Source organism: Bacillus sp. S10(2024) (assembly GCF_050473865.1).
Taxonomy (GTDB): Bacteria; Bacillota; Bacilli; order Bacillales; family Bacillaceae_G; genus Bacillus_A.
This window is the reverse complement of record NZ_JBFLUR010000002.1, coordinates 4,186,007-4,205,418: the sequence shown is the minus strand read 5'-3', so window position 1 is coordinate 4,205,418 and position 19,412 is coordinate 4,186,007. Positions and strand designations below refer to the sequence as shown.

The 19,412-nt window shown below is 34.7% G+C and carries 14 protein-coding genes and 3 pseudogenes; 5 read left to right on the top strand and 12 right to left on the bottom strand.

Translation table 11 applies throughout. From position 1 onward, the window contains the following. Positions 1-74 precede the first annotated feature (74 nt). Together AB1280_RS21390 and AB1280_RS21385 are read left to right on the top strand one after the other, a co-directional pair. Entirely contained in the window at positions 75-827 is a 753-nt protein-coding gene (locus tag AB1280_RS21390) for an ABC transporter ATP-binding protein (RefSeq protein WP_429756925.1), read from the top strand. Beyond that, positions 824-2,806: an ABC transporter permease gene (locus AB1280_RS21385; RefSeq protein WP_429756924.1), complete on the top strand. Its 1,983-nt coding sequence runs from the start codon at positions 824-826 to the stop codon at positions 2,804-2,806. Before AB1280_RS21390 ends, AB1280_RS21385 begins: the two co-directional genes overlap by 4 nt. A 52-nt stretch (positions 2,807-2,858) precedes the next feature. Here the strand turns inward: AB1280_RS21385 and AB1280_RS21380 are convergent, their stop codons facing one another. From AB1280_RS21380 to AB1280_RS21365, 4 genes are all read right to left on the bottom strand, one after another. Beyond that, entirely contained in the window at positions 2,859-3,053 is a 195-nt protein-coding gene (locus AB1280_RS21380) for a YjcZ family sporulation protein (protein ID WP_429756923.1), read from the bottom strand. Positions 3,054-3,343: 290 nt separating this feature from the next. Continuing rightward, positions 3,344-3,646, bottom strand: a complete 303-nt coding sequence (locus AB1280_RS21375; protein ID WP_429756922.1) for a nucleotidyltransferase family protein — start codon at positions 3,644-3,646, stop codon at positions 3,344-3,346. A 4-nt stretch (positions 3,647-3,650) separates the two neighbouring features. After that, the gene (gene menC, locus AB1280_RS21370; protein WP_429756921.1) at positions 3,651-4,757 is read right to left on the bottom strand and encodes an o-succinylbenzoate synthase; all 1,107 of its coding nucleotides are present in this window, start codon (positions 4,755-4,757) and stop codon (positions 3,651-3,653) included. After that, positions 4,758-6,203 (bottom strand): o-succinylbenzoate--CoA ligase, encoded by a 1,446-nt coding sequence (locus AB1280_RS21365; protein ID WP_429756920.1) that lies wholly within the window; start codon positions 6,201-6,203, stop codon positions 4,758-4,760. 976 nt (positions 6,204-7,179) lie between these two features. On the opposite strand from AB1280_RS21365, the gene AB1280_RS21360 reads away from it, so the two are divergent. After that, positions 7,180-10,044, top strand: coding sequence for a SpaA isopeptide-forming pilin-related protein (locus AB1280_RS21360; protein ID WP_429756919.1), 2,865 nt, complete (start codon positions 7,180-7,182; stop codon positions 10,042-10,044). Between the two features lie 178 nt (positions 10,045-10,222). Here AB1280_RS21360 and AB1280_RS21355 read toward each other — a convergent pair whose 3' ends face one another. Further along, on the bottom strand, positions 10,223-10,699 hold the full coding sequence (locus tag AB1280_RS21355; RefSeq protein WP_429756918.1) for a GyrI-like domain-containing protein: 477 nt from the start codon (positions 10,697-10,699) through the stop codon (positions 10,223-10,225). 179 nt (positions 10,700-10,878) lie between these two features. On the opposite strand from AB1280_RS21355, the pseudogene AB1280_RS21350 reads away from it, so the two are divergent. Next, positions 10,879-11,136, top strand: a pseudogene (locus AB1280_RS21350) (CcdC protein domain-containing protein); the annotation flags it as partial. A gap of 296 nt (positions 11,137-11,432) precedes the next feature. Beyond that, a complete protein-coding gene (locus tag AB1280_RS21345; protein ID WP_429756917.1) occupies positions 11,433-13,295 on the top strand; it encodes a SpaA isopeptide-forming pilin-related protein in 1,863 nt (620 codons plus the stop codon). A 594-nt stretch (positions 13,296-13,889) separates the two neighbouring features. Here the strand turns inward: AB1280_RS21345 and AB1280_RS21340 are convergent. The 7 genes and pseudogenes from AB1280_RS21340 to AB1280_RS21310 form a co-directional block, all read right to left on the bottom strand. Beyond that, a pseudogene (locus tag AB1280_RS21340) lies at positions 13,890-14,681 on the bottom strand (hypothetical protein); the annotation flags it as partial. A 294-nt stretch (positions 14,682-14,975) separates the two neighbouring features. Further along, complete coding sequence (locus tag AB1280_RS21335; RefSeq protein WP_429756916.1) at positions 14,976-15,689, bottom strand: pentapeptide repeat-containing protein; 714 nt, start codon at positions 15,687-15,689, stop codon at positions 14,976-14,978. Positions 15,690-15,708: 19 nt separating this feature from the next. Continuing rightward, a complete protein-coding gene (locus tag AB1280_RS21330) occupies positions 15,709-16,488 on the bottom strand; it encodes a hypothetical protein (protein ID WP_429756915.1) in 780 nt (259 codons plus the stop codon). A gap of 487 nt (positions 16,489-16,975) precedes the next feature. After that, positions 16,976-17,431, bottom strand: coding sequence for a hypothetical protein (locus AB1280_RS21325; RefSeq protein ID WP_429756914.1), 456 nt, complete (start codon positions 17,429-17,431; stop codon positions 16,976-16,978). Positions 17,432-17,447: 16 nt separating this feature from the next. Continuing rightward, entirely contained in the window at positions 17,448-18,422 is a 975-nt protein-coding gene (locus tag AB1280_RS21320) for a hypothetical protein (protein WP_429756913.1), read from the bottom strand. A 17-nt stretch (positions 18,423-18,439) separates the two neighbouring features. Continuing rightward, the gene (locus AB1280_RS21315) at positions 18,440-18,823 is read right to left on the bottom strand and encodes a hypothetical protein (protein WP_429756912.1); all 384 of its coding nucleotides are present in this window, start codon (positions 18,821-18,823) and stop codon (positions 18,440-18,442) included. Positions 18,824-18,901: 78 nt separating this feature from the next. Beyond that, a pseudogene (locus AB1280_RS21310) lies at positions 18,902-19,120 on the bottom strand (DNA/RNA non-specific endonuclease); the annotation flags it as partial. Between the last annotated feature and the right edge of the window lie 292 nt (positions 19,121-19,412).

Sequence of the window (19,412 nt, the reverse complement as noted above, 5' to 3'; positions counted from 1 at the left end):
CTGTTAATGCATAACAGCGACTTATATGTAAAAAAATGAAAATGGATGTATAGCATTAGAAAGGTGATTGATATATGGAAGAAGTACTGCATATTCAAAATGTATCGAAAGTGTATGAGGGAAAGGTCCCACATACTGCTTTAAAAAATATTAATTTACATGTAGATAAAGGGGAATTTGTTGCAATTATGGGCCCGTCAGGAAGCGGGAAATCAACTTTATTAAATGTTATATCGACCATTGATTCTCCTACAGCAGGAGAAGTCTTTATTAACGGAAAACAGCCTCATACATTTCGCAGTGAAAAGTTAGCGATCTTTCGTCGGCAAGAATTAGGATTTGTATTTCAAAGCTTTAACTTATTAGATACATTAACAATTGGTGAAAACATCGTGTTGCCTTTAACATTAGATAATGTCCCGCTTTCTGAAATGGATGAAAAATTAGATACCATTTCAAGCAAACTCGGTATCGACCATATTTTAAATAAACGAATTTTTGAAGTTTCCGGAGGACAAGCACAGCGCACAGCGGTGGCCCGTGCAGTTATCCATAAACCTTCGTTACTACTTGCCGATGAGCCGACAGGAAACTTAGATTCGAAAGCTGCAATTGATGTGATGGAGTTATTTACAAAGTTAAACAAAGAAGAACAAGCAACAATTTTAACGGTGACACATGATCCATTTGCTGCTAGTTATTGCAACCGCGTTATTTTTATTAAAGACGGTGAGCTTTATAATGAACTGCACCGCGGCTTATACCGTGAGAAGTTCTATCAAGAAATATTAGATGTATTAGCATTGCTGGGAGGAAGACGTGGATGAATTTTTGGCAGTTTGCTTTAAGGAATGTCGTTCGCAACTCAAGAGCTTACTTTGCTTATTTTTTAAGCAGCTCATTTTCTATTACGGTGTTCTTTTCATTTGCTGTGTATCGGTATCATCCACGTTTGCAAAATGTTAAAAGTTTTAACGAAACAGGACCTTTTCTTACCTTAATCGGGTTTACTCAAGTGGTAATTATCCTGTTTTCTCTTTTCTTTTTATTGTACTCGATTGGAACATTTTTAAAGGTACGTCAAAAACAGTGTGGCATTTTACTCATTTTAGGTATTACAAACAAACAAATGAAATGGCTTATTTTTTTAGAAAATATGATTATTGGGATTCTTGCTATTTGTATCGGCCTTCAAGCCGGCCTTGTATTTTCTAACTTTTTCTTATTAATTACATCAAAAATTTCCGGTGTTAACGGCCTTTATTTATATTGGCCTTCAAAAGCAATTTGGATAACGATAAAAACGTTTCTCATACTTTTTATCAGCGTATCGCTCTTTACACCGGCTTTAATCCGTACACAGAAAGCAATCTATCTTTTAAATGGTCGAATGTGCAAACAGAAGGAGACATCACCTTCTATTGTCACTTCCATTTTTAGTTTACTGTGTTTACTTTCAGGTTATATTTTTGCGGCATATCCAGAAACTTATATAACAGAAAAAAACTTAACGAATGGAACCGGTTTACTCATTATTTTATCTATTATTCCTCTTGTTACAGTTGGGACATATTTGCTATTTTCACAGGCTAGCTTTCTTTTCATTCATGTATTAAAAAAGCAACGACGCTTTTATATGAAAAAAACAAATATACTCTGGATATCTGACTTACCATCAAGGGTCCGCATCAACATTAATATGCTTTTTATAGTAACAATACTATCTACAATTGCTTTTTCAATTATTACACCGTTATATGCCTTTAATAAATATACAAATGCTTCTATAGAAGAAGCATTTCCTTTTCCATTTGCTTACGTTTCTCATGAAGGAAATACGTTTGAAACAAAACATATGGAAGCACTAGAGAAAGAATTGCGTACAGACAAATTTACTTACCAAAAGCATAGGGCAATTATTTATCAAGATAAAGTGGGAAATGAAGACATTTGGATTATAAAGCAAAGTGACTATAATGGTCTTGCTAAATTTCTAAATCGTCCTCCAATTCAATTAACAAACAAAGAAACATATTTAGTTCCAAGATATTCACCAGTGCCATTAGAACTATTAACAAACCCTTTTCTTACACAAACAACTATTACGTTACAATCTAATAAAAAAGAATTTCATATAAAAGAAATAGCTGACAAACCAATTATACCGGAGGACGCTCATACCTACTTGATTGTACTGCAAGATTATGTCGTCGAAAACGAAATTCCACATCTCGAACCAATGACATTTTATAATTTTCAAGTCGATGATTGGGAAAATACATTGCCTCTTACAAAACGCATGTTACGTATGACTACAGAAGATGAAAAGAGTATATTGCTCCATACAGATCAGCAGGACGCTCAAAAACATAGGGCTCATTTTCAAATTTTCACATCGAGTGATGAATTATATGCTGACAAACGTGAGAACGTTGCCAACTTCTTTATGGGAACATTTCTTTGCATTATTTTCTTAATGGGAGCGGGAAGTGTTTTGTATTTCCGTATGTACACTGATCTCACTAGGGAAACAGAGAAATATAAGACCATTACGAAAATTGGCCTAACAAAATCCGAAATGATACGTTCGGCAACGATTCAATTAGCAATCCTATTTTTCGTTCCTTATGTGATTGCTTGTATTCATACAATATTTGCAATTAAATTTTTACAAAGTATGTTCTCTTTCTCATTGCTAAAAGAAGAATTGTTAATATTGAGTCTCTTTGGCATAATTGAAATCATTTTCTTTTTCTTTATCCGCTCATTTTACATTCAAAAATTATCACAACATATTAAACTGTGAATAAAATAGCCTTGTGCAGAGCACAAGGCTATTTTCAATAGTTTTTAACATGTTAGCAACAAAAACCGCCGTAACCGTAGCCAGGGCCACCGTAGCCGCCATAACCACCATAACCACAGCCACCAAAGCAGCTAGCACCGATAATGATTAATAAAATAAACAATACGATTAAAAGCGCAAAGCCATTACCGTGGCGATGCCCATGTCCGTGCCCGTGTCCGTGCCCGTGTTCACAACTTTCACCCATTGCTCTATTCCTCCTTTAATAAAAAATCCTTTTTCTTTACGGGATCCTTTCAGTGGATTCCATTTATCCTATGTTTCGGACAGAAATAAGAAGCTTGTTCTATTTAAAAACAGGCTTGTTCTAACATAAGATTCTAAAAGGATTTCGTAGAAAAAACCTTAATAAAGGATTCGAAAAAACGTGAAAATGGAACCATACATGGTAACGCTCAATAGGGTGGCAATATGAATGACGCCACTCATTTTATCCAGTTATTCGTAGGCAGTATCCCCACTGACGAAAGTTTTACTTTATATCCGCTGTGCAAACAAACGGCCTTCTCGTAAAATGCGACGTTTCAACTCACTGTTAGGCAATGCATTTAAATGTACTGCATCTATTTTTCCGATTCCGTCTAATTCTTCTGCTAATTGAAACCAAAGCCATTGAAAAGCACCTACTGAAATATGTGTTGTCTCAATCGCTATATCATAGTCTGAAGAAAGCGTCGGTTCTTTTCTTGCATGAGATCCGAAAATGTACGCTACTTTTACAAAGGGTGTTTCTAATAAACGATTTTGGATATGACGCAGCACCTGTTCATGCTTTTGCATCTGTTCACCTCTCACATACAATACATTGTTTCATTATCTCTTCTAGTCTTGCCCGGTTTATGTTATAACCAAACCCAACTTGCTCAGGAACTACAATTTTCCCATGTTGCAATATTACTTCCGGGGAGATAATATCTTGCTTCCAATGCCTGCTAGAAGCGGAAATATCACCGGGAATTGTAAAGTTCGGAAGCGATGCAAGCGCAACATTTTGCGCTCTGGAAATTCCCATTTCTACCATACCTCCGCACCAAACGGGAATACCATGCTGCTGACAATAATCATGGATACGAATGGATTCTGTTAATCCGCCAACTCGTCCAGGTTTTATGTTGATAATGCGGCAGCTCCCAAGTGTTATGGCCACTCTCGCATCTTCTAAACAATGAATGCTTTCATCTAGGCAAATGGGCGTTTCCATCTGCTGCTGCAAACGGGCATGATCAAGAAAATCGTTATCTGCTAACGGCTGTTCAATCATTATTAAATCAAATTCATCCAACCTTTGTAACTGCTTCACATCCGCCAACGTATAGGCTGAATTGGCATCTGCCATCAACGGAATCGTCGGAAACGCTTTGCGAATTTCGTGAAGCAAAGCATAGTCATTGCCCGGTTTGATTTTCACTTTAAACCGTTTATACCCTTCTTCAGCGTACATTTCAATTCGTTTTAACATATTAGAAATTGTATCAAGTCCAATCACGACACCGACTTCAATCTCCTGTTTTGTACCGCCAAGCAGCGCTGCAAGCGATTGATTCTCACGCTTTGCATACAAATCCCATAATGCACCCTCAATTCCTGCTTTCGCCATATTGTTGCGCTTTATATGTTGAAAAAGAGACGTAACATCAGAAGGATGAGACAGCCGCTGTTCAAATAGCACTGGCAACAAAAAGTCTTGCAGCATATGAAGTGCTGTCAGAACTGTTTCTTCTGTGTACCAAGGCTCTGAAAAAGCAACCACTTCGCCAAAGCCGCTTCGCCCTTCTTCATCTATCAATTCAATTACAATACTTTCGCGCTTTTCATACGTCCCGTAACTTGCGGCAAACGGAATAACGAGCGGCATTTCTGTTACATGAAGGATCGCTTTTTTTATGCGCATTTACATTTCCTCCGCCAGCTGCCGTAGTTCACGGCGCAATAATTTTTTAGAAGCATTGCGCGGCAAATCAGAAAGAAAATGAACTTCTTTTGGCACTTTATACCGTGCAAGTCTCTCCACGCAAAAAGCAAACAATTCTTCTGCCGTTACCTCTTTTGATTTCACAACAAATGCGACAGGAACTTGTCCCCATCTCTCATCACTCGCTCCAACAACTCCCGCTTCTAAAACAGCAGGATGCATGAGTAAGACTTCCTCAATTTGCGCTGGGTATATATTTTCTCCGCCGGAAATAATTAAATCACTGCGGCGATCTAGCACATAGAGAAAACCATCTCCATCTAAGTAGCCAATGTCTCCCGTATGTAACCAACCATCGTGAATACTCGCTCTTGTCGCCTCTTCACGGTTGAAATAACCACTCGTTACATTCGGCCCCTTCACAACAATTTCCCCGGCCATTCCTACACTAACTTCCCTTCCATCTTGCTCAACACGAAGCTGACATGGAAATAACGGTTTTCCAGCTGAACCAACTTTCGTTAACATATAATCAGCGGCCAACGTACAAATTTGCGAAGACGTTTCCGTCATTCCGTACGTTTGATACACTGGAATCCCTTTTGTAACGCACGTTTCCAAAAGCGGTCTTGGAGCTGGTCCTCCGCCAAGTAATACGCAGCGAAGAAACGTTGGATAGGTATCTTCTTGCAGTCGTTCTAATAAATCTGTCAGCATCTTAGAGACAACGGAAATCATCGTTACACCTCTCGTTTGCAGCGCTTCATGAATAAAATCCGGATCATACTTCGGAACAAGTAACACCCTCATACCATACATAATATTCTTCATTAGCAGCGATAACCCGCCCACATGAAAAAGCGGTAAACACGCTAACCAACAATCATCATCACGAAGCCCCAAATTGAGCGAAGACCCAACTGCACTCCACCAATGATTCCCGTACGTAAGCATCACACCTTTTGGTTTCCCTGTCGTACCTGACGTATAAATAATTGTCATCGTCTCGGCTAAAACAAACTCACTTTGCACAGTTACCTTGTTTTTCGGCAATGCCGAAAGATCTGTAAATAAATTTACAGGCACTTGCGCTCCCTCAAACTCTTCATCCGTAAGCAAACAAGATACCTCTGCGTCCTCCATTTGCCAAAGTAGCTCTTCTCTTGAAAGACGTGTATTCAACAAAACAGCGACTGCTCCTACATAAGAAAGAGCATGAATTGCAATCACCATTTCCATACTATTTTTCATCAGAACAGCCACTTTTGTCCCCTTTTTCACTTGTAAATAAGCAAGATGTTCACAACATAAAAGCACGTTCTCATGAAGTTGCAAAAACGTATACGTACTTTCCTTCGTTTCAATTGCGATGCGCTCCGGTGTTAAAAAAGCACGTTGCATAAGCCAATTCGGCATTGTTTCCATACTATATTCTCCTTTCAAAAAATAGAAAGCTAACCTATAGCTCTAACTCTTTTCCTTTACGTATAACTCGCGTTACTTTCATATTATCTATCTCTTACTCCTATAGCAAATATTAGCTCTTTACCTAATTGTGTTCCATTCTTCTGAAGCATATTTATCATTCAACTATATTATCCATAAAAACATCTATGATTCTTTACGTAATGATAATCGCATTAGATTCATCTATAAAGATATGAAAATAGTATTGCAAAATGAATAAAGTTTCATTTTATTCATTTTGCAATACTATTTTACTTTTTGCTAAATAGCCTCATTGGAATTTTCGAAAAAATGACAATGTTTTAATTAAAAACATCTATTCTTTTTCTACAATAGCATTTATAATGACAATATGTAATTTTGCATATGCATATTTCTCTATTTACTTGTATGCACCAACAGTTCTTTGGATAAATAAATACACAAAGTTTACTATTATTCAAAAAGCTGTAACATATAATGCTGTTATAATTTTTATTAAGCAATTGCATCTTGAATTTTCAAAAAAATGACAAAATTAAATTCAAAAAACATCTGTTCTTTTTCTACAATAGCATTTATAATAACAATATGTAATTTTGCATATACATATTTTCCTATTTACTTGTAAATTTTTACTTTTATGCCCGACAGTTCTCTTTATAACCAAATGCATATTATTCAAAAAGATGCAACTTATAATGCTATTTTAATTTTTATTAAATACTTGCATCTTAAATTGTCGGAAAAGTGACAAAATTAAACAAAAATATTTGTCTTTTTTTTACAATGTCATTTACAACAGGATAAAAATAGTGTAAATTTTCTAATTATTAAATCTTTTCTTGCGAAACTTTGATAGATATATCAATTATTCGCTTTTACCGGAAGCAAGTGTAATAAAAATACAAGATTTTCTATACATAAAATTTGATAAATGGTGGTGGATGAAGAAATGAAACAAAAAATGTTAGCAAAATGGTTTTCTATGTTAAGTGTGCTTATTATATTGTTAGGAGTTTCTGTTCCACAAGCAAAAGCTGAAATTGTACATAAAGAAAAATTTCAAATAAAGTGGAGTTATAGTAAATTAAAACATCGAGAAATTAAAACTGGAACACTTAAAGGAGCATCAGGGAGTATCGAATATTGTTTATCACTAAACTTACCTTCCCCTAATGGACAGGATTTACCTGAAATGGGGAGAGCAACAGACGAAGTATATCGTGTACTATTAAACGGATATCCACAGAAAAGTCCAGCCGAATTAGGTGTATCTACACCAGAGGAAGCATATTACGCAACCCAATTAGCGGTATGGATTACTCTTGGACAATTACAAGTAGATGAATTAGTACCACAAAGTCAACAGATACATACTCTTATGAAACAGTTAGTCGAAAAATCTAAAAATGGGGAAGAATCCCAAAACGTATTTTTCAATGTAAATTCTCCTGATTCACAAAACGTAAAACAAAATGGAGACTATTTAGAAACAGGTTTATATACAATTCAAACAAATGCAGTTTCTGGAACATATACAATTGAAGGCGAAAATGCACCTGCAGGAATTCAACTCTTAAATGAAAATGGGGAAAAGAAAACTACATTTTCTATTAATGAAAAATTCAAGATTTTGATTCCTAAAAATACAGCTAGTGGAGATTTTAAGTTCAGAATAAAATCAACACTAACAAATTTACAAGCAATTACTTTTGATGGAAAACGAAGCATTCAAAATACAACTACATTATTGCAAAGAAGTAAAGAAGAAATGAGTACAGAATTAGCAGTAAAATGGGAAACGCTAGGATCTTTAAAAATTATGAAATCCGACGAAAAGAAACAACCTTTAAAAGGTGCTGTATTTGAAGTTGTAAGCGAAAAAGGTGATATCCAAAAACAGATCACATCCGATGATACAGGTGTTGCTGAATTACATCAACTTCCTATCGGCACTTACTTCGTAAAAGAAGTTCAAGCTCCAGAAGGATATGTACTTGATCCTACAATTAAAAAAATTGAAGTACAAACAAATGAAGGTGTTTTATTAGAAGTGGAAAATAAACATGTACAAGGTGAACTAGAAATCTCAAAAGTGGACTTTGCAGATCACAATAAGAAGCTTTCAAATGCTGAATTTACTATATACAATAAACAAGGTGAAGAAGTTGCCAAAGGGAAAACAGATACAAACGGTGTTATCACATTCAAACTACCTTATGGAACATATACATATAAAGAAACATTAGCTCCAGAAGGATACATACTTAACGAAAATACTTTCTCTTTTGAAATAAAAGAAGATGGGCAAATTGTTAAACATATAGTAGAAAATAAAAAGACACCAGTGCCGGAAGTACCAAAAGAAATGCTAGGATCTTTAAAAATTATGAAATTCGACGAAAAGAAACAACCTTTAAAAGGCGCTGTGTTTGAAGTTGTAAGCGAAAAAGGTGATATCCAAAAACAGATCACATCCAATGATACAGGTGTTGCTGAATTACGTCAACTTCCTATCGGCACTTACTTCGTAAAAGAAGTTCAAGCTCCAGAAGGATATGTACTTGATCCTACAATTAAAAAGGTGAACGTACAAACGAATGAAAGCGCTTTATTAGAAGTGGAAAATAAACGCATGCAAGGTGAACTAGAAATCTCAAAAGTGGACTTTGCAGACCACAATAAGAAGCTTTCAAATGCTGAATTTACTATATACAATAAACAAGGTGAAGAAGTTGCCAAAGGGAAAACAGATACAAACGGTGTTATCACATTCAAACTACCTTATGGAACATATACATATAAAGAAACATTAGCTCCAGAAGGATACATACTTAACGAAAATACTTTCTCTTTTGAAATAAAAGAAGATGGGCAAATTGTTAAACATATAGTAGAAAATAAAAAGACACCAGTGCCGGAAGTACCAAAAGAAATGCTAGGATCTTTAAAAATTATGAAATTCGACGAAAAGAAACAACCTTTAAAAGGCGCTGTGTTTGAAGTTGTAAGCGAAAAAGGTGATATCCAAAAACAGATCACATCCAATGATACAGGTGTTGCTGAATTACGTCAACTTCCTATCGGCACTTACTTCGTAAAAGAAGTTCAAGCTCCAGAAGGATATGTACTTGATCCTACAATTAAAAAGGTGAACGTACAAACGAATGAAAGCGCTTTATTAGAAGTGGAAAATAAACGTATGCAAGGTGAACTAGAAATTTCAAAAGTGGACTTTGCAGACCACAATAAGAATCTTTCAAATGCTGAGTTTACTGTATACAATAAACAAGGTGAAGAAGTTGCCAAGGGGAAAACAGATGCAAACGGTGTTATCACATTCAAACTACCTTATGGAACATATACATATAAAGAAACATTAGCTCCAGAAGGATACATACTTAGCGAAAATATTTTCTCTCTTGAAATAAACGAAGATGGGCAAATTGTTAAACATATAGTGGAAAATCAGAAGAAACCAATATCCAAATTACCAGATCCACCAGAAACTTTGGAATACGAAATTACAGTAGCACCACACCTTGTAGCAAATACTGTGAGTACAATACAATCAGAAACTCTAGTTAACAAAATTACAGCAGACCCACAGCCTGTAGCGAAAACTGTGAGTACAATAAAACATAATCAATCAAAAACTGTGAATAACGAAATTACAGCAGACCCACAGCCTGTAGCGAAAACTGTGAGTAAGAACACAAAATCTCTACCATCTACTGGATCAGAGTTCCCATTCTTACCTCTTTTTGGAATCGGACTTATCATTACAGGAAGTTACGTATTTAAAATGAGATATTAAATATAATTTTTTTTAACAAAGTGAGAAAAAGCACCTTATTTAAGGTGCTTTTTCTGAATCTTTTGACATTATCTCGTTACATACAAATTTTATGGAGCTTTGCTACATTACTTAAGTACTTCTATTTTTTCTTTTATCCCACTATTTTGGGACAGTAAGCCCTCCGCTGATGGAAGTTTCACTTTATCGGTATCCATACCTCTTCTTTTGCATTTACATCGTCCGGACGATAATGATCATCCATAACCTCAAAATGTTCTCTTACGTCTAAACTATAACTCGAATTTGGTAACCATTCTTGAAAAATATACTGGAAAGTGCTCATATCAGATGCCGTTCCGCGATGAATAAAAACAGCATATAAGCCGCCTGCTAAAGTATGCGTGGACAATTCTGAAATAGTCTCCGTTTCAAAATCTTCAACTTCAACAGCAGCCCACTTTTCATAAGCATAGTTCATATCATTCATATTTAAAGGTGTATGCAACACCTTTATAGAAAGAAAACAAGAGTTGCTTCTATGAGGAATACGATTTCTTAATGGCATAAATGTTTTCCATATTTCTCTTGTAACTTCGGAATCTGTTGCAAAAGTTGTTTCTCTCTTAATCCCAACAATCTTTTTTGCTGGAATGTTTATTATTTTAGGTTCCATTCTTTCATTTCCTCTCCTTATTTATATTCACTATGAATCACTTCAATCTAAACCCAAAATTCTATATATGATATTCATAAAGTAGTTTTATCTTTTTCCACTTTAGACGAATACTAGTGCTCAACCATCTGTAATTCCCATATAAATAATTGAAATACACTATGTATAGAGGTGAGATTATGAATGCTTCATCGTTTTACACTATTGTGATTATAGTTGCTGCGTTGGTCTTATGGCGTAGAACTAGGGCAATGTATCGTCCGATTAAAGGAAACGGAACTCGTCTTCTTTTACCCATATTATTTCTACTATTACCTAGTCTTCCCATAATTCTGAATCCAAATGTACATGTCGCTGTCTGGTGGTAGATTTGTGCAGCTATCTTAGGGCTCCTTTTGTCAATTCCACTTATTTGGACCACTAACTATGAACTCCGAATCTAACTTAAAATTATGTACTTCTTTTATCTCCATACTAATCCCGCCCCAATTTTTTATAAAAATCCCTTTGTTTCTCTATATATTTAATTTAAAGTTGTTATTTCAAATGAGCGCACCTGCCATTATTATACATACTCTAGTAAAACTTAACATAACCTTCACGACATTTTTCAATTTCAGAAAATTACAAAAACTTACAAAAAAACCACCTATTCTCTTTTTCGAACAACAAGTACAATAAAAATATAAGATTTTCTATCCATAAAATTTGATAAATGGTGGTGGAGAATGAAATGAAACAAAAAATGTTAGCAAAATGGGTTTGCATGTTAAGTGTACTTATTATGTTGCTAGGAGTTTCTGTTCCACAAGTCAAAGCCGAAGTTATTCATCGTGAAAACTATCAAATGAATTGGAGTTATAGTAAATCAAAAGACAAAGAAATTAAAGCGGCATTATTCAAAACTGGATCAGGGAATGTTGCATATTGTTTAATACTAGGCTTACGTACCCCTAACGGTGAGGATTTACCAGAAATGGGGAACGCAAGTGATCCAGTATATCGTATACTATTACACGGATATCCACAAAAAACTCCTGCCGAATTAGGTGTATCTAACGAAGCAGAAGCACATTATGCCACCCAATTAGCGATATGGATTGCTATGGGACAATTACAAGTAGATGATTTAATACCCAAGAATCAAAACGTACATACTCTTATGAAACAATTAGTCGAAAAATCTAAAGATGAGTCAGAATCACAAAAGATTGTTTTTAATGTAAACCCAGCTGATCCCCAAACTGCAAAACAAAATGGAGACTATTTAGAAACAGGTCTATATACCATTCAAACAAACGCAATTTCTGGAACATATACCGTTCAAACTGAAAATGCACCTCAAGGAACCCAAATCTTAAATGAAAAAGGGGAGAAGAAAACTACATTTTCTATCAATGAAAAATTTAAAATTTTGATCCCTAAAAATACACCTAGTGGGGCTTTCAAATTCAGATTAAAATCAACATTAACGAATTTACAAGCCATTGCCTTTGATGGAGGAAACATCGTTCAAAATATAGGCGTATTACTACAAAAAAATAGCGAAAACATGAGTACAGATTTAGTCGTAAATTGGGAAACACTAGGATCTTTACAAATTATGAAATTAGGAGAAAAGAAACAACCTTTAAAAGGTGCTGTATTTGAAGTTTCAAGTGAAAAAAGTGATATCAAAAAAAATATCACTACAAATGATCAAGGCATCGCTGAATTGCATCAACTTCCTATTGGAACTTACATCGTAAAAGAAATTCAAGCGCCTGATGGTTATATATTAGATAATACAGCTAAAAAAATTGAAGTAAAAACAGGTGAAACTGCTTTATTAGAAGTTAAAAATGAAAATATACATGGACAACTAGAAATATCAAAAGTCGACAGTGCAGATAACAATAAGAAACTTCCGAATGCTGAGTTCACTATCTATGATGTACAAGGAAAAGAAGTCGCAAAAGGGAAAACGGATCAAAACGGTACTGCCACATTTAAACTTCCTTACGGCAAATACACCTACAAAGAAACTTTAGCTCCTGATGGCTATGTTATTAATGATGAAACCTTTTCTTTTGAAATTAAAGAAGATGGACAAATTATTAAACATACAGTGAAGGATAAAAAGATTTCTGGAGAATTAATTATCTTAAAAGTTGACAGTGCAAATAACGACACGAAACTCCCGAATGCTGAGTTCACTATCTATGATATACAAGGAAAAGAAGTCGCAAAAGGGAAAACGGATCAAAACGGTACTGCCACATTTAAACTTCCTTACGGCAAATACACCTACAAAGAAACTTTAGCTCCTGATGGCTACGTTATTAATGATGAAACCTTTTCTTTTGAAATTAAAGAAGATGGGCAAATTATTAAACATACAGTGAAGGATCAGAAAAAGCAAACAGCAGGAACACCAAATCAACCACAAACCCCGAATAATGAGATTTCAAAAAACACGCAGCTTATAGATAAACCTATACGTAAGAATACAAGATACCTCCCATCTACTGGAATGAAACTTCCGTCCTTACTTCTTTTTGGAATCGGACTTATTATTGCAGGAGGTTATCTGTTAAAAATGAGACAAAAAGTGTAATAGAAACTACGAGACTATATAAAAAACAAAAGAAGATCATCAACGATATAGTAGTTGATGATCTTCTTTTCTCTTTCAATGGACTTTTTTAATGCCCTCAGATTTATCCCGCCATTTGTGGGCAGTAAAACCCCCACTGATGGAAGTTTCACTTTATTAAGATGCTTTTAATCAAACTTTACTTCAAAGCAACAGTTATATTTTTCGTATAACCTTCATTATTAAGCAACTTTATTACCTCTACACATATTACTCGTTATAGTCGTACTTAGGATTTACTTCAATTTCCCCCTTGTACTTAATGACTTCGAATATGTCTCCCATTTCTGCTTTCTTAAACGTTCTGTCTCCTACGTATATCTCTTCCAGTTCTCCGTCTACCATGACTCTAAGACAGTTTTTCCTAAAGATTGTATCCTGGTATATTGTTTTATTTATCATGACCGCTTGTCTATGTTCACCGTTTCTAAGTAGTTGTCGGTCTATTAGCCCTTGACCTACAGTGGGAACAATGATTAAAAGAATAAATAAAATTATGTATATATGTTTCTTGCTTTTCTTTTTGGTTTTTCTTTGTGTACTCTCCACTGATATATTTTTTTTATTTTTCTTCTTCTTTTCCTTCTTTTTATACAACTTTAGCCTTTCCTGTCTTCTTTTTTCATGCTCTTCCCATGTAATATTGAATGATGGGAATTTGAATCGACAATACGCCAATAAGACAAATTCTGCCGATTCAATAGCAAATATATATAATATTATTGTTTGTACAACATAAAACTCCATGTCATCAAATGCGTAATTAATATTTATAAAAATTAATACAAGCAGAACCACTACATAGATTATCATACCAATCCATAAATATGATGTCGCTTTAGTAAAAAACGAGACAGTCCCTCCTTCCAACTTATATCCTCCATGTTTTGCTCGTTTAAAAACATCAATTATTTCTACAAAGTGAATACATATTGCCCCCAATAGTATTAAACCAATATAAACCAGTGTCTTATTGCTATATGGAAAATCAAATATTCCTCCAACCACCATAACCATAAATGGTAATGTTGCTATCTGAAAAGAATAAAATAACATCACGATAGCTTGGAGTTTCTGTAATTTAAAAGCAACCTTCGGAAACATGTATATCATTAAAAAAATGAATTCCAAAGCGTATAGCTTTACCTCAGTTCGTACAATTATCTTCTCAAAAGGACTTAAAAAAATCTTATCACCACTCAGCAAAAAAGCTAAAAACATGATGAACATCGGTATAGAAGTATATAAAAAGACCCCAAAAAAGAAGATTTTTACATTATCAGGACGAAATCGATTTCTATTTGCTATTTCGAAAAAATCTAAATCCTCTTCCTTCATTTTTAACATTCATTCACTACCTACTTTCTAATTTTGAGTGCTATTAATTTAAAAGTACGGTTAAAATATATAAATCTATTTAAATTTTTCAATATATAAGTAGCTGCTGTGCAGAACAAAACATAAACCACATTTCCCCTATGTCATCATCTTAAAATAAAAATCACTTGTTGCCTATCATAGACAATCAAGTGCTTTAAGTTTGCAAGTTTTATAGTGACACTGTGACACCCTTTACATGTCGTGACAAATAATACATTAAAACTTATTTGCCAAGTTTACATACGATTCAAAATCAATTTCTTATATCATTTTTAATACTTGTTCCTTCACATTTTCGTCAAACTTAGCGCCTTCTATATTTGCTCCTGTCCAAACTACATTGTCAAGTTTAGCACCGGTAAAATCCGCTTCTGTAAAATTCCCATTTAAAAGAGTTGCTCCTGTTAAATCTGCATTTGTAAAGTCTGCATTTCTAGCATCTACTTCTGATAAATTTGCATTTTCCAAATCCGTCTTTTCAAATTTACCGTCTGTAAGAGTAGCACTGCTGAAATCTGCTCCAACACAATTTGCTTGTGTAGCATCAATACCAGATAAATTCGCATGGCGAAAAGTAGCATGATTTAAAATTGTTCCAACTAGTTCTCCATATGAAAAATCAACTTCATCAAAACATGTTTCAAAACAACTACTTATATTCAATTTTGCATATTTCATATTCGCTTTAGAGAAATTCGCTTCACCAAACCTACAATCTGCAATATGTATTTCCTCTAAATTACAACTTCTGAAATCAGCCAACTCAAAATCACTATCAAAAAACGATGCTCTCATTAATGAAGAAGCCCTTAACATGACTCGTTTTGCCATAATACGATCTCCCATTACCTCTGACAAATCTGAAAAAGTAAGGTCCAAATCACTCATATCTAACTGATCTATAACCTCATCATTGTATTGAGATCTATTTAATATTTCCATGACTCTTATTCTATCATTACTCTTCTCATTCATTATTACTATCTCCCTTTATTTAACTTTTCAGATAGTCTTGCCAAGCAACATTTGGAGAATAGGTTACACCCATCCTATCCTCATCAAAACTTGGTAGAGCTATTACTTGAGCTGGTTCTAAATATTCCATCACATGTAACCAACTATCAAGTAATATGTCACCATCAGCCTCTAATGGGTTCTTTAAAAGATCCATGCAAATACCACCCCAATTCAGTTCTGATACCACAGCTGGGCTATTTAGTAACAAATCCCTACCAAACATGTCCAATATATGGCCTCCAAAATATGTTCTAGCCCCTATCCCTAGGGGACCGTTGGGAAGAAACCTGACTGGTATAGGTAGTGAAGATATATTCATCCACATAAGTAAACGTTCACGTTCCGTATTCCACGGATAGGGTACTGGCCAACAAATTTGCGCCACTCCATAAAGTGGTTTCACAACTTCTGCGATTTGGTCAGATAACTCAAAAAAGGCTGACCATAATTTTTTGGGTATAGATTTATGAAACTCAAAATTCAAAAATGAACCATGGCTCAAATTAACTTTAAAACTCCCTCTATAGTTAACAGATTTATCACGATAGAGATGAACTTCAGATACCCTACGCTCCGAAATCACTTTTTCAATAATTTCCTCACGATTATATTCTACCCGTACCGTTTCACAGTTGCCCCAATGAGTAGGAGCAAATTTCTCATTTGACTCAAACACATCCAAAAGACGCCCAAGTATCTCTTCTTGATTAAAAGATACTGTGGGATACATTGTAATTGAAAAATAATTAGGTTTCATTTATATCCTCCTTCATACTAAAAAATAAATCCACATCTTTAAAGGTAGCGGATACGTTGTCTGCTGCTTTTACTATCTTAATTTCAATTATACTAGCAATTTGCATTTTCCTTAATTTGCAAAAAACACTTTTATGAAGTTATAGTTCCCCTATTAATAAAAAAACACTTGTTGTCTTTCATCGACAATCAAGTGCTTTAAATTCAACTGGTTTTATGAAGCATAAATTTGTAAGTTTTGTAGTAACAGTATGACACCTTTTATATGCCATGAGAACTACTACATTAAAACTTACGAGCTTGTACGAATTCATTAGTTTTAAGTCCATTCCATGTCTTTTCAATAAAATGTCATTTCGCCTAACACATGGCGTTATTACAATCGTACATGGCCAAAAGTAGCACATTCTAGGTAACTATGCAATCTTGATATTAACTTATAAAGAAACCTTGACCGGAGTCAAGGCTGAAGACGTACAATCTTAGATCTATCTATAATACTTGATACACCTTTCTTGAAAAGGGATTCTATCATCGTGCAGCACTTCTTCTTGCAGCAATTTTGTTATATTCTCTATTTTTCCAATGAATAGTGCGAAGAAGTCACCCGAATTTGGATATGCAAATAGTCCATACCCCTTTGGTGACAGTATTTTGTTGACCTCCTTGATCTTTTCAGGTAAAAATTCATAATGAAATGCTTCTAATTTCTCGAGTTCTTCTTGTGTTGCTAATTCAATTTGGTGGGCAAATTCGTAATCAAGAATAAAATTGACAATTTCTTGGTATTCCTCACCTTTATAGTCAACGTATAAAAACTGTTTCGTCGTTAATCCATATTTTAATAGGTCTTCATGTAAGTCATAACTTCCTTGCTCTTTCAAAAACGTTTCCAAATCCTTGCTATCAGGAAATATAATCTGTGCTATCCCTTTATCCGGCATATTTGCTTCCTCCCTTTTATTGAAATAATTCTCCATGCTTGTTAGGAATATATTCTGGGTAGTTTTTACGATAAAATTGATCGATCATCTGAAGCACGGGATCCCATTCAGGGTATGGCTCAGGTTCTCCAAATACCATTTTCGCTTCTGGAGTATTCATCAGAAAATTATCGAATTGAGTAGGTACTGGCAACCCTAGTTGTTTCCTTACATGGATCAAGAATAAGATTTCAAAAGGATAAAATCCGTATCCGAAATCGCCAAATTCATCTAGCTGTCCGATTTCAGAAGCTAATACAGAATGATACTGAGACATTATCGAAATTAGATGTTCTATTTCTTCTAAATCACCAGTCGACCAACGTCCCAGCACTTCATCATAAATGTTCAGGTCTTCAGGGATTAAGTCGCATTGTAGTTCAGCTTCCTTAAACTTATTTATCACGGCTAGATGCAATTTTTTATTCGTTCCCATGATGGTTTTATTTCTATACTGCAAGTACAGCTCTAGCAAAAACCAAATATGTCTGTCCTCTTCATTGGCGTCTATTAAATCTCCACCGAAGTGATGAGCAATAAAATCATATAATATATTTTCTTCTTTCTCCCATCCATACATTGCAAAATGAACTAATGTGAAGACGACTTCGCTAAACAAATATTCCAACATCATCCCAGGATACCTGCTTGTATAGAGATCCTGTCCCATGCACTGGTAAAATAAGACCTTCTGCATGTTCTTTAATCCTTCTACATTGTTTCCACCGCTGATCAATACATCATTTTTCCATAGTGACAAGTGATATGAGAAAATTCTTCTTAGATTTATTAATAGTATGTGATCTTTCTCTGTTTCATTTTGCTCAACGATTTTCTCAATCTCTCTTCTACTGACATTATATTCATCTTTCACATCTTCAAATTTGATTCCATCCACAAAATTTTTTCTATATCTTTTAAAAGCCATTTCTAACTTTTTTTGATTCATCATTGCATCCTCCCTATGAATTACTCTATTTTCTTATTCCAGTCCTTTACCTGTAACTCATCAACGCCGAATCCAATATCAGTGATCTTGATATCTGTTTCAACTCTAATAAAATCGAATTGTAGACCAGGATTCTCCTCCCTCAGTTTCGCTAAGTTACCTTTAAAACTGGCATACCTAGAATCTTTGCTGTTAACCATGCCTTGGAAGTACTTATCTCCGCCCTCTTTCTGTTTATTCGAGTAACTAAAACTAGCGGAATCTGATGCCTTCGATTCAAAAATCGTTAACTTTGGCGGCGGCCCTTCCGATAAAAATGCTGCATCTATGCCGTTTCTCCCCACCTGGAACAGATCAGAAACGTCTTTACCTAAATTATTTTGTTTAGCTAAGATTTTTGTCACTTCTTCCCCAAAATCACCTTTATCATAAGAGAAATATTTAGAATTATAGATTTTCCTTCATACTCCTTTGCAACCTCAAAATCTATCACCTGCTAAATGCCCAGCGTGGTCTTTTCCTTTTATTTTACCTAGTGTATTTTTACTATGTGATAATCTCTTCTCTCTTTTAGTTAATTGTAACTTGTCTGTTTCAAATTTTTCAATTCTTCCAAGGCTATCGGTTTCATAAAAATAGTCAAACTCTCCTGTTTTAACTAATGTTTTAACGCCACTTGCTCCAGCAGTACCATTTACTGTCTATTTACCGTACCCTTAGTGCACTTATAAAATTATAACGCTCGTTTCACTTTTCATGCTACAACGCAAAAAGCACTCGTCGTCTATCATAGACAATCAAGTGCTTTAAGGTCTGGTAGTAACAGTATGACACCTTATATATATCGTGATAAGTATTGCATTAAAACTTACGAGTTTGTACGAGTTCGTTGGTTTTATGTCCATTCTATGTGCTTATATTCATCATCCAGTAAAATGTCATCTCGCCTAAGCTCGTACTTCTTTTTCTATTTTATCATTGCACACAGTACTC

Bases quoted from the DNA above. Each gene is read 5' to 3' on its own strand.
- AB1280_RS21355 (WP_429756918.1), bottom strand. From the start codon at position 10,699: ATGGAACCTAAAATAATAAACATTCCAGCAAAAAAGATTGTTGGGATT.
- AB1280_RS21320 (WP_429756913.1), bottom strand. From the start codon at position 18,422: ATGATGAATCAAAAAAAGTTAGAAATGGCTTTTAAAAGATATAGAAAA.
- AB1280_RS21380 (WP_429756923.1), bottom strand. From the start codon at position 3,053: ATGGGTGAAAGTTGTGAACACGGGCACGGACACGGGCACGGACATGGG.
- menC (WP_429756921.1), bottom strand. From the start codon at position 4,757: ATGCGCATAAAAAAAGCGATCCTTCATGTAACAGAAATGCCGCTCGTT.
- AB1280_RS21330 (WP_429756915.1), bottom strand. From the start codon at position 16,488: ATGAAACCTAATTATTTTTCAATTACAATGTATCCCACAGTATCTTTT.
- AB1280_RS21325 (WP_429756914.1), bottom strand. From the start codon at position 17,431: ATGCCGGATAAAGGGATAGCACAGATTATATTTCCTGATAGCAAGGAT.
- AB1280_RS21360 (WP_429756919.1), top strand. From the start codon at position 7,180: ATGAAACAAAAAATGTTAGCAAAATGGTTTTCTATGTTAAGTGTGCTT.
- AB1280_RS21335 (WP_429756916.1), bottom strand. From the start codon at position 15,689: ATGAATGAGAAGAGTAATGATAGAATAAGAGTCATGGAAATATTAAAT.
- AB1280_RS21375 (WP_429756922.1), bottom strand. From the start codon at position 3,646: ATGCAAAAGCATGAACAGGTGCTGCGTCATATCCAAAATCGTTTATTA.
- AB1280_RS21390 (WP_429756925.1), top strand. From the start codon at position 75: ATGGAAGAAGTACTGCATATTCAAAATGTATCGAAAGTGTATGAGGGA.
- AB1280_RS21365 (WP_429756920.1), bottom strand. From the start codon at position 6,203: ATGGAAACAATGCCGAATTGGCTTATGCAACGTGCTTTTTTAACACCG.
- AB1280_RS21385 (WP_429756924.1), top strand. From the start codon at position 824: ATGAATTTTTGGCAGTTTGCTTTAAGGAATGTCGTTCGCAACTCAAGA.
- AB1280_RS21345 (WP_429756917.1), top strand. From the start codon at position 11,433: ATGAAACAAAAAATGTTAGCAAAATGGGTTTGCATGTTAAGTGTACTT.